Origin of the sequence: Acinetobacter sp. ACNIH3 (assembly GCF_002918965.1) — a bacterium.
GTDB lineage: Bacteria > Pseudomonadota > Gammaproteobacteria > Pseudomonadales > Moraxellaceae > Acinetobacter > Acinetobacter schindleri.
The window spans coordinates 1-15,631 of record NZ_PQLP01000052.1; the positions used below are offsets into that span (position 1 = coordinate 1).

A 15,631-nucleotide genomic window follows, 5' to 3' on the forward strand; every position below is an offset into this window, starting at 1 on the left:
GTTATATATTTTTTAGGCTTCTTAATAATAAAAATAAATACCTATTAAAAGGCGAATTATAAGAATTAATTTATTATTTTAATAAGGATTTTACTCATGAAACTCAATATTATAGCAACAATGCTGCTTGCCTCTACGGGAATGATAATGACTGGCTGTGGTTCAGATTCAGGCAGTTCTGGTAGCTCTACACCACCATCTCAAACGACCCCGGAAGAAACCGTCACGCCAGCAAATGGAGTGGAACGATTAATCATTACTGATGCAAGTCATCTGGCGCTTGCAGATGCTGACATTCGAATTTTATCAGCTGCACAATGGAGTAATAATGTCACCAGTATTTCTGATAATAATACGGTTGATCACAGTCTCTTTGTCCAGTATGACCGTCTTCCGGTGATTAATGATTTTTCCTCGGCACGAGAATATACAACAGACCATTTGGGTGTTTCTGGTTCAGTTCATTTAGCACCAGGTATTTACTATATTTTGGTCAGAAAGCATTCTGAAACTGCAATCGTGCCATTCATTATTCATCCGACAAATACCAATAAGGAATTGTCGATCAATGTGCCTTTGACTTGTAATAATGCTGAATGTGAAACGATTCATCCGGTAAATGAAGCAATTATTGGGACACTATCAGGGCAAGTTTTGGCGCAAGGTCAGCCTTTGGCAAATGCACAGGTTTCATTATCAGGTGGTGCCGCTACCAATGGCGCATTCGTTACAGCATTAACTGATGCGAAAGGATATTTCAGTCTAGCTTTTAATGTATCTGATGAGCTTGGCGATACCTTAAAAAATGCAACGCTTATGATCAGCGCACCCGGGTATATAAGTCTAACAAAGCAGGTTGCAGTGACTTCCTCTATTTCAGGGGGTAGTCAATTTACCTTGATACCAAATACTGAAGCTACGACCAGTATTTGGCAGGAAACTTTTGAAGAAGACTCTGCTACCCGAGATGAATGGGAAAAGGCCTCTACAGTTGAAGAAACAAAATGGTCTTTACTGCAAAAAAATCACAAGATTATCAATAAAGATGTGAACCGTTTAGTGACCTTGGCACCAGATGATAGCAGTAATGGCAAACTGCCAGATCCTGCTCAAGGCAATTATGCATATTGGTATGGCAATGGTGTTGCAGGTAGTTTCTTAAATAAAGAAGCCAGTCTTTTAACCGAGGAAGGGCAGCCAGTAGAAACAAGACTGAATGGCGGAACGTCAGAACAGGCGTATTATGGAACACTGACTTCACCAGTAATTGACCTGAGCACTATACAAAAACCAATCAGCTTAAGTTTTAAAACCTGGTGGGAAATTGAATCAGTAAATCCAAGTAGCAGAGGGTATGATGCCATGGATGTGGAAGTTTCAGTCAATGGAGAGGAATTTAAAAAACTGGCGCGATTAAATCCACTGTCTGATCCACAAACAGATTATAACCGCTGGTCAATTCCATTCTCAAACTTTGGCTTTAACCTTGCGCCTCAATTTGCCCAGCAAGAAGCTATTTCTTTAGATGAATATGCGGGCCAATCCAATATTAAAATCCGGTTTAAATTCGATACTGTCGATCAGTACTATAATGCATACCGTGGCTGGATTATTGATGACATTGTGATTCAGAACCAGCCTGGTACTTTCCCGCTTTATAGCGACAATGAGGAAGTAGATGACGAGGTTTCGATGTTTGTCGCAAAAGCAGCGAAAGCTTTAATGCAATCGGCATCGAATTCCCGATGGATAGAAAATCCGCCAGAGCGTACTCAATAAAATAGCATATAAATAAATCATATAAAAAAGCGAGCAGACTAATCTGCTCGCTTTAAACTTATAAGAAAATCAAAATTTTTTCTTTTTAGAAAAATATAAACCTTTCATCTATATCTTTCCGGTTGCTCCCAAATAATTTACCTGGAAGTGAAGCGACCTCGGTCATCGCGTGGCGGGGTATTTCTTCCGCCTCGACCTCCCGAACGCCCGCGATCGTCATCATCATCGTCATCACGGCTACGACCACGTCCACGATTACTTGAACGGCCACGATCGTCATCATCATCGTCATCACGGCTGCGACCACGGCCTCGACCATTTGAGCGGCCACGATCGTCATCATCATCGTCATCACGGCTGCGACCACGTCCTCGACCGCCAGAATGACCGCGATCATCATCGTTGTCATCACGGCTGCGGCCACGACCTCGACCACCGGAACGGCTGCGATCGTCATCATCATCGTCATCACGGCTGCGGCCACGACCTCGACTGCTGGAACGACCGCGATCGTCCTCATCATCGTCATCACGGTTACGACCACGACCATTTGAGCGGCCACGATCGTCCTCATCATCGTCATCACGGTTACGACCACGACCTCGACCACTTGAGCGGCTACGATCGTCATCATCATCGTCATCACGGCTGCGACCACGTCCACGACCACTTGAGCGGCCACGATTGTCATCATCATCGTCATCATGGCTGCGGTCACGACCTCGACCGCTGGAACGACCGCGATCGTCATCATCATCTTCATCATAGCTGCTGCGGCGTCCTGAATGACTACGGCTACCAGGTTCACGGGCTTCTTCTGAGGTAAATTCATGTGCATTACCGCTTCGATGAGCCGCACGTCCTGCTTCTCTGGCTTCTTCAGAGCTAAATTCGTGAGCATTTCCACTGGCATGGGCAGCTCGACCGCCTTGACTTGCTATTTCTCGTTGTCTTTCGGAGTCCATACTTGCAAATCCGCGATTTGAAGTATCTGTATCGTTATCATTATCTTGAGTTGCCATTTTTTTCCTTCCTTTAAATTATTTTTTCAGCAAAGGTTAATTTGCCTGTACTAAGGTAGGAGCTAAAAGCTAAATACAGAATGGATATTATGTGACTGAATTTAAAAATAGTAATACGAGTTTTTATTTTTATTATTAGAAAATGAAGAGTTAGTATTCGATCTGTATTTTTTAATTACAGAGAACGACAATTCAATCTTATTATTTTACGCATAAAAATAAAGAGAGTAGAGAAATAGGAGTTATGTATATATTCTGAGACGTCTCACTATATGTTTAATTTTACTAGGTTAAGTCTGTTAATTATCTTATTAAAATAATAAGCTCATTTATAAATTTAAAAAGAATTAAGAAAATAAAAAATAACAATAATATAGGAGATAATAAATAATTTTTTAGAAGGCAGATAATTTGATCTGCTTTATATAGTTCAAGACCTTTCTGCTTCATTCGAGATAAATTGAAAGCCACCTGTCGATAAGAGTTTTTTATCAACTCTTTGATTAGAGAGGCATCGAGATTTGGCTCTTCCAATCCTGTAATTTAAGGTTTTTTATTCGTATGCCAACCGGTGCGGATATAAGGGTAAATATCTCGTAGCATTTCTCCATATTCAATTTTCAGCTTAACTGTATACATCACAGCTCTCACTGAACGATTGGGTACAACTGACCTCATTGAGAGAGTGTGATTTTCAGATGCTATTGGGTGCAAGGTCATAAGCTTTGAATAATTTAAAGAAAAGCTGTGGATAATTTAAATATTATCCACAGGTTAGTGGAAAGTTGTGAATAAATTAAGATGAACAACTCACCATGACTTCTGGGACATCACTTGGTAAAGGGCCTAAATCTTCAGGCTGTTCGAGTTCTGATTGCTTGGTAAATGGCTGGCCAAGTAACTTGAACAGGCGATCTACTTCTGAGAAGTCATCTGCTTCAGCAAGCTCGATAGCTTTCTGGGCCATATGATTACGCAAAATATAATATGGATTAGCTTTAGTCATTTGCGTATCCAGCTCAGTGGTATCTTGAAACTCGCGAATAGTTTCATACTGGCTCAAGAAACTTTCAAAAGCACGACGGTCTAAGCAATCATCCTTAATGACGTCATACTCTTTATTCTGCAAACGGATAAAGCTTTGCGTGTAGTCCAATTGCTCAGATTGCAAGATACGCAGGAACGCCATGGCACAATCAAAACTGTCTTTATGAAAACCTGGCAAGCCCATTTTCTGATTTAGACCGAGTTTATAGTGCTCAAGGAAAGTCGGCTCGTAATGCTCTAAACAAGCTGCTAAATCCTGCTTCCATTGTTCCCTGTCATAGTCAGTAGGGCAGAGTGGTACAAGATTATTCAGCCATTGCCATAAATTCCAGTGAGCAATACTTGGTTGCTGTTGATAGGTATAACGCCCTTGATAATCCGAGTGGTTATTGATCCAGTTCGGGCGGAAACGCTCCATAAATCCATAAGGACCAAAGTCCAGTGTAGAACCGGTGATATTCAGGTTGTCGGTATTCATGACGCCATGAGCAAAGCCGACCAGTTGCCACTTCGCAATCATCACAGCCGTACGTTGAATGACTTTTGTTGCAAACGCCAGAATCGGCTGCTCTGCTTCAAGACATTCTGGATAATGCCACTCCATACATTTTTGGGCAAATTCACTTAAAAGTTCAGTTTGATACTGATTGATCCATTCAAAATGACCAAAACGAATATGACACTCGGAGGTCCGTAACATCATCGCGCCAGGTTCAAGTTTTTCACGCTGAATCCCTTGAGCAGAGGAGGTAAAACCAACAGCATTACTGGAAGCAATACCTAAACAGTTTAGGGCATGGCCTGCAAGATATTCACGAATGACTGAACGTAATACAGCACGACCATCGCCCATGCGGGAATATGGTGTAGATCCGGCACCTTTTAAATGTAGATCAATAGTCTGATTATTTTTATCCAGAATTTGCGCAATCAACAGACCGCGTCCATCACCGAGCTGTCCTGCCCATTGGCCGAACTGATGCCCGGCATATACCATTGCGAGGGGTTCAAATTCAGCAAAAGTTTTCTGACCACTACAAATTTCTATCCATTCAGCTTTGTCCTGTTCCGACCACTGCAGCCGATCAGCCAAAGCCTCATTGAAATGACCTGCTTTAGGTTCTTTTAATGGAACCGGTTGTTGATGATGATAGAGGCGGGAAGGGAGCGTGTTATAACGGGCATTAAAGTGCATAGCAATCAGATTTAACGTGTGTTTAGTTCACTATAACAAAGAATGATAACGAAAACTGTTGATCATTTTTGACCAGCTATAAATAGAAAATGCCCCGAATTCGGAGCATTTGTACAGTATCTAAATTATTCAGATACTGGCGTTTTTTTCAGGTTACGAACCAGTAAATTCAAAGTTTCACGGTGATGAGACAGGCGTTGTTCCACCAGCTGGAATTCCATTTTCAACTTGTCATCCATCTGATGGATTCTTTCAGCAACTGCTGCCTTTTTCACTTGAATTTCTTTTTCTTTCAGCTTGGCCCAGTCATTCAGGGTTTGTGTGAAAGCATCATATTCAAGGGCAATCTTGCTTTTGACATTGGCAATGTCTTCATTAACATCATGACCATACACGGCAAGATCTTGCTCGGCATATTTAAACTTCATTGCCAGCTCAGCTTTCTTGATGTTAAAGCTTGGAATACGGCGTAGGTTTTTTGCCAGACCCAGTTTAGAGCAGGTCCAGATTAACCATTTTGTTGGATCATACTGCCACCATTTCACCCCATTACGGTAATCGTACTGGAAAATGTGATGGTAGTTATGATAGCCCTCACCCCAGGTGGCAATTGCTAACCAGAAGTTATCACGTGCTGTATTTTCATCGGTATATGGACGTGAACCCCACATGTGACACAATGAGTTAATGAAGAAAGTCACGTGATGGCTCAGGATCAGACGAACTAGACCACCGAGTAACAATACACCCCAGACATCGCCTACTGCCCAGCCAATAGGAAGCAGAATCGCAGCATGCACAGCAATCACCAGCGGTACATAGTACTTGTGCTGGAACATTACGACTTTGTCATTCTGCAGGTCAGGTGCATTTTTGTAGTTCGGTTCTGCTGCCGGATAATCACGAAGCATCCAGCCTAGGTGCGCATACCAGAAACCATTGGTGATCGAGTATGGATCTTTTTCGACATCATCGACATGGCGGTGATGGGTACGGTGACCTGAGCCCCAGTATAAAATACTATTTTGTACAGCAAATGTACCCATGATCATCAGAATGATTTTTAGTGGTAAAGTCGCTTCATAAGCACGATGTGCCCAAAGACGATGGTAACCCGCTGTAATACCAAGGCTACTGACGCCAAGTAAAACAAACATACTGATCCAGGCAGCAAGACTGAAATCATGGTGATACGCATACAACGGGATCGCAATGACAGCTACGATTGGCAATGCAACCAAAGCAAATACAGCGACCCAGTTAATTGGGGCTTGAGGTAGGGGAGCATTCATCTCCAACAGCACTCCTGGAACCTAGGAAGATGTTTCTGAACCTAGGAAGGTATATCTAAAAGGCCAAATCCTCTAAGCTTTATAGGGGATTGAACTTATGCATATTAACATGGGCAACAGGGTGGCACTAGCTTTATTGCACAGGTGTATTGTACTTATGAGTAACAGAATAATTAAAACGAAATGTGACATTTTTAAGCTGTGATAAGGTGCAGTTTTTAACCATCAAAATTAAGAATTTGACCTGTTAGGAAGCAGAAAATTTCTATTTAGTTCATGCGTGTATCAGTATTAGTCATATAAAAATAAGTTCAAAACAAATAGTTCTAAAAATGTATTATCAGTCATGACCATCAGGTCAGTACTTTCATGGAAGCTCTCCATAATGAGTACACTGTTAATAAGATTAGATACAGATGTATAGCAATAAGTTTACTCAGCTTTTCACTATCTGATAACTAAAAGAAAACCTCTTAAATCTAAGAGGTGGAGAAAACAAAAAATTTATTATCTTTAGAGTTGTTGCAGCATAAGTTTAGGATAATCAGTAATTAAACCTTGTACACCTAAATCACGTAATTCTTTGGCACGCTCAATATCGTTGACTGTCCATACACTGATATTCAGTTGGGCAGTTTGAGTTGCCTTAATCATTTCTTTGTTGGCCAATTCATTCATCCAACCAATCTGACAACAACCCAGTTTAAGTGCCTGATCAATGGCTTTGTGTTTTACATCAGTTTCAATCAATAAACCACGCTTAAACTGTGATTTTTGTTGTTGCAGTGCAGCATGAATTTTGGCATCAAAACTGGTAATAATAGCTGAATGTTCAAAGCCCTGGAGTTGTTGCTGTAATTCCAGGGTGATTTGTTCCGCGGCAGCTTCAGAAGCCACTTCTTTTATTTCGACTTCGATATGATCAAAGTTCTGAATGACATTTAAAGTCTGGTTTAAAAGGGGAGTTGGTTCAACCTGATTCCATTCAGACCATTGTACAGCATGATTATATGGGGACAGTTCTTCACGGCTGCATTCATAGAGATGCTTTTGCTGGCCTGTGGTACGTACAAAATTATCATCATGCATAATAATCAAGGCATTGTCTTTAAGTTGACGTACGTCAAACTCAACCGCGCGAATCCCGATTTCCTGAATATATTGAAATCCACCGAGGGTGTTTTCTGGTGCTTCCCCACGCGCACCACGATGGCCGATTATACGCATGTTGCGATAACCTGAAAAAATAAAGATAAATACATGATGTCGAATAATTATGACGGAACAATGACGATATTCTGCGCCATTGGAACTTTATTGCAAAGATCGTCGACGCAGATTTTTCTGTGGAGTTTAATAAGTTTTAGCGGTTTTATTAATCAATAGTTTCATTGATATTTTTCTGCCATAGTACTTCAGAACCGCCTTCAGCACGTTGTAAAGTACGTGAAGCTACAAATAACCAGTCTGATAGGCGGTTAAGTAGTTGAATTGAGGTTGCCTGAATATTCTGGTCACGGCTGTGTACAGACATGACACTGCGCTCAGCTCTACGGCAAACAGCGCGCGCCTGATGGGCATAGCTACAAGACAATGAACCAGCCGGCAAAATAAAGTCTTTCAGCATTGGTAAGGCTTCATTCATACGGTCAATATCATTTTCTAAAAAATCAATAGATACCGGTTGAACCAAGTTAAAACCGGGAATACAAACCTCACCACCCAAATCAAACAACCAGTGCTGGATCAGGCTAAGTGATTTGTCCCAAGTCGCTTTATCTTCAATTGAACTTATGCTGATCTGGGAGCGTAATACACCAATGGTTGCGTTGAGTTCATCGACATCACCCAAAGCGGTGATACGTAAATCATCCTTGGCAACGCGTGAACCATCACCGAGACCTGTGGTGCCTGAGTCGCCGGTACGGGTATAGATCTTACTTAAACGGTGGCCCATAATAGATCCTTAAATAATTAAATGCTGTAAATAAAAAGAATCATGCCATAGGCATGACATGATTCTCAAAAGTATTTATTTAAACTGTAGTGAACTTAATATTTGAAAGTAACACCAGCAGAGGCGAGTCGGCCACCGTTGATGTAGTAACTGCCGCTACCATAAGCTGTACGATATTTGCTATCACCCACATTTTGAATATTAGCAAATAACTTCACAGCTTCATTAACGTTGTAATAACCATGCATATCAATATTGAAATGACCTGGAATACGGACATTATCGTATGCGCTATTATCAGAAGATGAGTTAGCAGTCAGGGTAGTAGAAAAACCAAAAGTTGGTTCCTGCCAACCAGTCGTAAATGCTGCTTTTTGACGAGGGCGACGGCTCAAATCTTCATTTGTGGAATCATCTTGGGCCCGTACATAATTGTATGTTGCATTCGCATAAAGATGTTCGCCAGCCCATTTCAGGTAAACTTCAGTACCCTCAAATGTCGCCTTGTCCAAGTTTTTAAATTTATAACCCGTTGCACCAGTCGCATCAATTAAATGATCTACTTGATTTCGATATAGGGAAATACCACTACTAAACCCATAAGTAAGTTTTTGATCTAAACCGATTTCATAAGAAATACTTTCTTCCGGTTTTAAATCCGGATTGCCAGATGAACTATATAGCTCATTCAATGTGGGTGAACGGAAAGCTGTACCGATATTTGTATAAATACTAGTTAGTGGCAGAATCTGATAGCGAACAGCAGCCTGTCCTATTGTATGAGTACCATATTGTTCATGATCTTCAATACGAAGGCCAACCTGTGTGTTTAAGCCAGAATGATTGTATTGGTGTTGAATGTAATAACCTTGAGAATCTACGTCGGTATCATATTTTTTGCCATATGATAAAACGTCACCTTTAATATTCTGGAAAGTGGAACCAAGTAAAATATTTTGGTGAGGGGTGATTTGCCATTTACCGTATAGTTCAGCTTCCTGAGTTTTACTTAATACATAATCAAGTTCGCCAAGGTAATTAGGATCATTTTGATACAGATCATCTTTGAACTGAGATAATCGTGCATTTAGTTCAATAGAAGGCTGGACTTGAATATGACCTTTCAGGTTAATAATTTCATTTTTGAAATCCTGATCGGTCAAAGCACCAAAATTATCATATTGGCTGTTGCCTTCATTTTGGCTGTAGTCTAAAGACAGACCGTAAGCATCTTTATCTACACCAATTTTGGCACTATAGCCTTTTTGTTCGAAAGCAGCTTTAGGGTTATTTTTAATTTCTTTAACTGCTGTTCCATCTGTTTCTAAGCGTTGACCACGGATTTGGGCATAAAGTCCGTCTTCGGCCAGATCAGCGCCTACCAATGATTTATAAGTTTTATTTTCGCCGATTTCTCCAGTAACAAATGCACTTGTTTTTTCAGGCGTTTTCGAAATGAGTTGTATCACACCACCAATAGCATCTGTTCCATAAAGTACAGATGCTGGGCCTTTGAGAATTTCAATTTGCTTGATATCGGTCGTATCAAGGAAAGGAATACTTGCAGCACCTGTAGTTGCGGTATTTAAGCGGACACCATCCCGTAGAACTAGCGTTTGAGTCGAGTTTGTACCCCGAAGAAAAATTGAGGATTGCTGTCCCAAGTCACCTAATTGGACAATATTTGCTGAAGCTTCTGATTTTAAAAGCTCAGGAAATGAGGCTATAGGAGATTGCTCAAGGACTTGTGGCTCAATAATCGAAATTCGCGCTGGCACATTTTCAATTTTTTCCTCAGAACGTGTAGCGGTCACTACAATCGTATTTAAAGATGCTCTAGCAATATTTTGTTCAGCAGCATGAACAGAAGATGTGAAACCCAACGCAAGTGCGATCGAACCCGCTAAAGCAGCAGGCTGAAATTGAATAGTCATGATATGTGCTCCATACATTCACTCCCCGTGAATGATTGAGTTAAAGAACACAACAAGCAGGTATCCGGACTTAAATGTGCAGGGCCGTTGCCATGCTGCCAATCCACCTTCCCACATCTCTATATCGTTGTATGCAGTGGTGTAAACTGATTGATATTTCATTTTTTACCGTTGCGGGGGCAGTGCTGGATTTACACCAGCTTCCCTAAAGCAGAAAGCTTTGACTTGTTGCAAGTTGAGCGCAGTATAAGTCGAGCATGTCATTTAAACAATCTGAATAAATAAATATCAGATCGAACTTTACGCAAGCTATAAAAATTGCTTTACAATGATTTGCTCAATTTTATAGATCGGCTATGACATTGAGGAAATTTTCGAGCCAAATCAATATGCGAACCCGTGCCAAAATTTGTGGAATTACCCGAGTTGAAGATGTACATGCTGTAGTCAATGCAGGCTGTGATGCGATTGGATTTGTATTTTATCCGCCGAGTCCACGTAGTGTGACTTTAGCACAGGCTGAAATACTGATTCAGACGGTTCCCGCTTATGTACAGGCAGTGGGATTATTCGTAAATAGCAGTGCCGATGAAATTCAGACTATTTTAAAAACCGTGCCGCTGGATATCCTGCAATTTCATGGTGATGAAACTCCAGAGCAGTGTTGGTCGATAGCCAGACAGGTTGGACGCCGTTGGTACAAAGCCATTCAGGTCAAACCCGGTCTGGATGTAGTAGCTGAAATTCAAAAATATCAGGATGCAGGCGCAAGTGCAGTGCTGTTAGACGCATGGCATCCAGACTTAAAAGGTGGAACAGGGCATAGTTTTGACTGGACCACTTTCCCTAAACTCAATATTCCTTTGATCTTGGCAGGGGGGTTAAATCCTGACAATATCGAACAGGCAATTCTCACCACACATGCGTATGCGGTGGACGTGAGCGGCGGTGTCGAGTCCGCAAAAGGTATTAAAGACCAACAACTCATCGAACGCTTTATGCAAGGAGTCCTACGTGGATCAGCAAAATAATGTGATTGACTATACCCAATTCCCTGATGCAAAAGGGCATTTCGGTATTCATGGCGGGCGTTTTGTGTCAGAAACACTTATGGCAGCTCTGGAAGACCTGGAGAAGCTGTATTTCCGTATGAAAAATGACGAACAGTTTTTGGCAGAATTCGACCGTGACCTCGCTTACTACGTAGGTCGTCCAAGTCCGCTTTATCATGCTGAACGATGGTCGAAAGAGTTGGGTGGTGCGCAAATTTACTTGAAACGTGAAGACTTAAACCATACAGGTTCGCATAAAGTAAATAACACGATTGGTCAGGCGCTGTTAGCAAAACTATCTGGTAAAAAACGTATTATTGCGGAAACTGGTGCAGGTCAGCATGGTGTTGCAACAGCAACCATCGCAGCGCGTTTGGGTCTTGAATGTGTTGTATATATGGGCGCAGATGATGTAAAACGTCAGGCCATGAACGTGTATCGTATGCGTTTGTTGGGTGCAAAAGTTGTTGCAGTAGAAAGTGGCTCTAAGACTTTGAAAGATGCCATGAATGAAGCAATGCGCGATTGGGTGACAAATGTTGATACCACATATTATGCAATCGGGACGGTAGCAGGCCCACATCCATATCCACAACTGGTTCGTGATTTCCAGTCGATTATTGGTCGTGAAGCACGCCGTCAGATTCTGGAACAGGCGGGTCGTCTTCCGGATGCTCTGGTTGCTTGCGTCGGCGGTGGTTCAAATGCGATGGGCTTATTCTATCCATTCCTGAATGATCAAGATGTGAAAATGTATGGCGTTGAAGCAGCAGGTCATGGTATCGAAAGTGGTAAGCATTCTGCACCATTGAATGCTGGTCATGTCGGTGTGCTACACGGTAACCGTACTTATCTGATGTCTGACGAACAAGGTCAGATTATCGAAACGCATTCGATTTCTGCGGGTCTGGATTATCCGGGTGTTGGACCGGAACACAGCTTCCTGAAAGATATGGATCGCGTGAAATACGTACCGATCAATGATGAAGAAGCATTACAAGGTTTCCGTGACCTCACCAAGATCGAAGGTATTATTCCTGCGCTAGAAAGCTCACATGCGATGGCATATGTGACTAAACTTGCTCCAACGATGTCTAAAGACCAGATCATCATTGCCACTGTTTCAGGTCGCGGTGACAAAGACTTGATGACTGTTGCAGGCATTGATGGCGTAGAAATGGTTGAGATGTAAATAATCTCCCTAACCCTCTTTACGAAAGAGGGAATAGCCCTCCTTTAAAAAAGGAGGGTTGGGACGATTTAAAAATCGTATTCAAGCAATTGAGTGCGATTTTTTTATGCAATAAAAATCCTCCTTCTTTGTAAAAGGAGGGGGAGGCAAGGATTGAGAGTCACAGCCTTCTTTTTTAATGCTTACGTATGAGCAGATCGGTTAGACAATATAGATGTTGCCGTAAGGCTGAGGTATAGGGATATACTTGCAGCCATTACAAAATAGTTTTGTTACTTTTGCCGAAACAAAAGTAATGATTTAATAAAGAATCAATATGCAGACTTATAATGAAAATGGGTGTTTGAGAAAAATACTTCAAAAACTTTTCTGCAGGTAGATATTACTTTGGAAAAGCCCAAAGTAACCAAAGGCTTTTTAATCAGCAGACATTACATCCTGATAATGCTGCTCAACGGGCGACATCCATGTCGCAAAAAAAGTCTCCTATACAGATAACTAAAATTTTGGATCCTCAGAAAAAGAATAAGATTCAAATGAAATCAAATTCTTGCTAGTAATTTGGCGATAAACGGTAGAAAAATTTCCTTATCAAGACTAAGGAATTAGCATAATATTGAACACGGCTGTATAAACTCTCCGACTTAGATGGAATGCCTTATATGGATTTAATTCAGGCAAATGGACAACCCCGTTACGGACGTTTCAAAGAGATTCCCAAAAGTATCGATTACAATGCTTACCAGTACAAAACTCCTTATGGCCAGATTGTTGCCGGCTGGCGTAAGCATCTTAAATACAAAAAATTCAAATTCTGTAGCATTCAGCATGAACACTACAGTATTGGCGTAGCGATCGCTGATATTGCCTGGGCAGGGCATGGTTTCTTCTATATCTATGATCATCAGACCAATGAAGTACGGGAATGGAATGCGATCAATTTTCTGTCACGTCACACTGTTTTAGATGAACAGCCGCTGTTTAATCATAGTTATTTTCATAAATCTCCATACCAGATTGAAATTCAGCATGCCAATGGTGTGCGTTATATCACTGTGACCAAATATGGAGATATAAAGCTGAGTGCCCGGATTTTCTGTGCCGGAACAGATCCACTCAGTATGTGTAGTCCAACAGGTATTAATGGCTGGACTTATACCCAAAAATTAACGACTTTGGGCTGTGAAGGATATTTCGTTAACAAGCAAGGGCAGACCATCCAGTTTAATGAACGTACCTTTGCTTCACTGGATGATACCTGTGGTTTTTTGCGTCCCGAAACAGCATGGTTCTGGTTATCCTGTAATTTCTGGGATACCAAGCAGAACCGGATTGGAATTAATCTTGCATCAGGCGTGAATGAAAGCTTTGGCAATGAAAACTGTTTATGGGTCAACGGCAAGATTTATGCCTTGACCGACGTGCTGTTTCAGCAGGAATCAGAAAATCAGTGGAGTATACACTCACTGGATGAGAAGCTAAATTTGCGTGTGACTACGGGCTGGCGCCGTTATGAAAATCTGAATCTGCGTCTGGTCGGTAGCCAGTTTAGCCAATGGCAGGCACGAGTATCCGGGACCATTCAGCAGGATGATCAGGAATATGTATTGCTAGATGAATATGCTTTGCTTGAACAGCATTATGCCAAATGGTAATCATCAGCAAGAAAAAAGCCTTTAGTTAAAGGCTTTTTTATTTTCTTACTTTTATTTTTTTAGTCTTTAGCTGCTCGCCAGAATGCTTCACCCGCCTGAATTGGATCATCGGTTTCACTCAGTGTTTTTACCCAGACGTCGTATTGAGCAATCACAGGATGCTGGCTAGGATGGAAATCCTTTTTAAACCAGTCACGATACTGTTTGCCCATACGGGTCAGCTTGCCTTTTTTACCAAAGAACCATGGCAGGCCGCGAATATTCATCTGCAGACGTTGGCGTGGCGTAAACCCATCATGCTTTAACATCACATTGGCCCGATAAATGGTAAAGCCGATCATCAATACACTAGTCCATGCTAAGGTGAACTTTCGTAGATTTTCTGGTACATCACCTACTTGTTTCATTACATCAAATGCAACATCACGATGTTCCATTTCCTCGATTGCATGCCAGGCAAATAGAGCTCGCACATAAGGATGCGCTTCTTTCAAGGTGTCTTTATAAGCATAGAAGGTTTCTGCCATCAGCGCAGTCATATGCTCAGCCGCAGCGGTCATGGCAATGTTGTATTGAGGTGAGCGTTTTTCCAGTTCGAATTTAAAAATTCTGTTTAAACGCTGAATGAATTGATCTACCGGCATACCTTGCTGTTTCATGATCTGGTTCATCTTTTCATGCGCAATACCGTGTTGTGCTTCCTGACGGATAAAGTCTGCTACACGTTTTTGCAGGTCAGGATCGGCAATTTTGTCGCGGAACAGGCGTACGCTTTGAATGAAGTAGCGTTCACCATCCGGGAAAGTCAGGCTCAAGGCGTCAAACATACGGGTTAGGAAAGGATCACCGCCAAACCAGAAGCGAGGAATTTCATCAAGTTTAAAGTCAAGATTGGTGCGAACCACCGGCTGTACAGTTGTTTTTAATGGTGCATTCATCTTTTGTCATTCTTGTTGATGTCGATGCTGACAGTATGTCGACTATTACACAAATTGTTTTGACAGTTATTGCCAATTTTTATACATTTTACGCCAAATGAAAATAAAGCTTGTCAAATTGCTCCACTCATCGAGAATTACACATGCAGGACATACGAATATCAAATGGTTATATTCAACTGTGGGCTACGCATCTGCGCAGCCTGAATATAGAACCCCTGCAGGCTGATTTTCTTAAAGATCTAAATACCCCATTGCGCCATTTAATTGACCAGCCTTTTGATACTGAAGTTCCTCTTGAGTTATTAAACACAGGGCGAATTCAAACATGAGGTGCGACAGTTTGAAAAGTCTTATGATAATCAACAAGCTGAGCAAATTTCTCTAATGGTGTAAGCCAATCTAACGCTTTTCTAGGACGAGTATTCAGTGACATGGCAACTTGATTTAAATAATGCTGATCTGCCTGATTTAAATCAATCCCTTTAGGTAAATATTGCCTAATTAAACCATTCATATTTTCGCATGTGCCTTTTTGCCAGGGTGAATGTGGGTCACAGAAATTTTT

11 protein-coding genes, 2 pseudogenes and 1 riboswitch are annotated in these 15,631 nt (G+C 41.5%); of the genes and pseudogenes, 5 read left to right on the plus strand and 8 right to left on the minus strand.

All coding sequences use genetic code 11. From position 1 onward, the window contains the following. The first annotated feature begins 96 nt into the window (after positions 1-96). The gene (locus C3420_RS14520; RefSeq protein WP_103801024.1) at positions 97-1,779 is read left to right on the plus strand and encodes a carboxypeptidase-like regulatory domain-containing protein; all 1,683 of its coding nucleotides are present in this window, start codon (positions 97-99) and stop codon (positions 1,777-1,779) included. A gap of 140 nt (positions 1,780-1,919) precedes the next feature. Here C3420_RS14520 and C3420_RS14525 read toward each other — a convergent pair. From C3420_RS14525 to C3420_RS14555, 6 genes and pseudogenes are all read right to left on the minus strand, one after another. Beyond that, positions 1,920-2,801, minus strand: a pseudogene (locus tag C3420_RS14525) (KGG domain-containing protein); the annotation flags it as partial. Positions 2,802-3,597: 796 nt separating this feature from the next. Then, complete coding sequence (locus C3420_RS14535; protein WP_103800929.1) at positions 3,598-5,043, minus strand: protein adenylyltransferase SelO; 1,446 nt, start codon at positions 5,041-5,043, stop codon at positions 3,598-3,600. 125 nt (positions 5,044-5,168) lie between these two features. Beyond that, on the minus strand, positions 5,169-6,335 hold the full coding sequence (locus C3420_RS14540) for an acyl-CoA desaturase (RefSeq protein ID WP_103800928.1): 1,167 nt from the start codon (positions 6,333-6,335) through the stop codon (positions 5,169-5,171). A 513-nt stretch (positions 6,336-6,848) separates the two neighbouring features. Continuing rightward, on the minus strand, positions 6,849-7,562 hold the full coding sequence (locus tag C3420_RS14545) for a glycerophosphodiester phosphodiesterase (protein WP_103800927.1): 714 nt from the start codon (positions 7,560-7,562) through the stop codon (positions 6,849-6,851). A gap of 148 nt (positions 7,563-7,710) precedes the next feature. Next, complete coding sequence (locus C3420_RS14550) at positions 7,711-8,292, minus strand: cob(I)yrinic acid a,c-diamide adenosyltransferase (protein WP_103800926.1); 582 nt, start codon at positions 8,290-8,292, stop codon at positions 7,711-7,713. Positions 8,293-8,387: 95 nt separating this feature from the next. Continuing rightward, the gene (locus C3420_RS14555; RefSeq protein ID WP_004891498.1) at positions 8,388-10,226 is read right to left on the minus strand and encodes a TonB-dependent receptor plug domain-containing protein; all 1,839 of its coding nucleotides are present in this window, start codon (positions 10,224-10,226) and stop codon (positions 8,388-8,390) included. A 37-nt stretch (positions 10,227-10,263) separates the two neighbouring features. Further along, positions 10,264-10,470: riboswitch (cobalamin riboswitch) on the minus strand. A gap of 145 nt (positions 10,471-10,615) precedes the next feature. On the opposite strand from C3420_RS14555, the gene C3420_RS14560 reads away from it, so the two are divergent. From C3420_RS14560 to C3420_RS14575, 3 genes are all read left to right on the plus strand, one after another. Further along, positions 10,616-11,257 (plus strand): phosphoribosylanthranilate isomerase, encoded by a 642-nt coding sequence (locus tag C3420_RS14560; RefSeq protein WP_004891499.1) that lies wholly within the window; start codon positions 10,616-10,618, stop codon positions 11,255-11,257. Beyond that, positions 11,241-12,470, plus strand: coding sequence for a tryptophan synthase subunit beta (gene trpB, locus C3420_RS14565; protein ID WP_004816119.1), 1,230 nt, complete (start codon positions 11,241-11,243; stop codon positions 12,468-12,470). Before C3420_RS14560 ends, trpB begins: the two co-directional genes overlap by 17 nt. 662 nt (positions 12,471-13,132) lie before the next feature. Then, complete coding sequence (locus C3420_RS14575) at positions 13,133-14,125, plus strand: DUF2804 domain-containing protein (protein WP_103800925.1); 993 nt, start codon at positions 13,133-13,135, stop codon at positions 14,123-14,125. A 59-nt stretch (positions 14,126-14,184) separates the two neighbouring features. Here the strand turns inward: C3420_RS14575 and C3420_RS14580 are convergent, their stop codons facing one another. After that, positions 14,185-15,063: a metal-dependent hydrolase gene (locus C3420_RS14580; protein WP_103800924.1), complete on the minus strand. Its 879-nt coding sequence runs from the start codon at positions 15,061-15,063 to the stop codon at positions 14,185-14,187. Between the two features lie 143 nt (positions 15,064-15,206). On the opposite strand from C3420_RS14580, the pseudogene C3420_RS17680 reads away from it, so the two are divergent. Next, positions 15,207-15,377: pseudogene (locus C3420_RS17680) on the plus strand (AraC family transcriptional regulator); the annotation flags it as partial. A gap of 8 nt (positions 15,378-15,385) precedes the next feature. Here C3420_RS17680 and C3420_RS14590 read toward each other — a convergent pair. Next, the coding region (locus C3420_RS14590; RefSeq protein ID WP_146048165.1) for an IS30 family transposase at positions 15,386-15,631 on the minus strand (246 nt) is incomplete at its 5' end.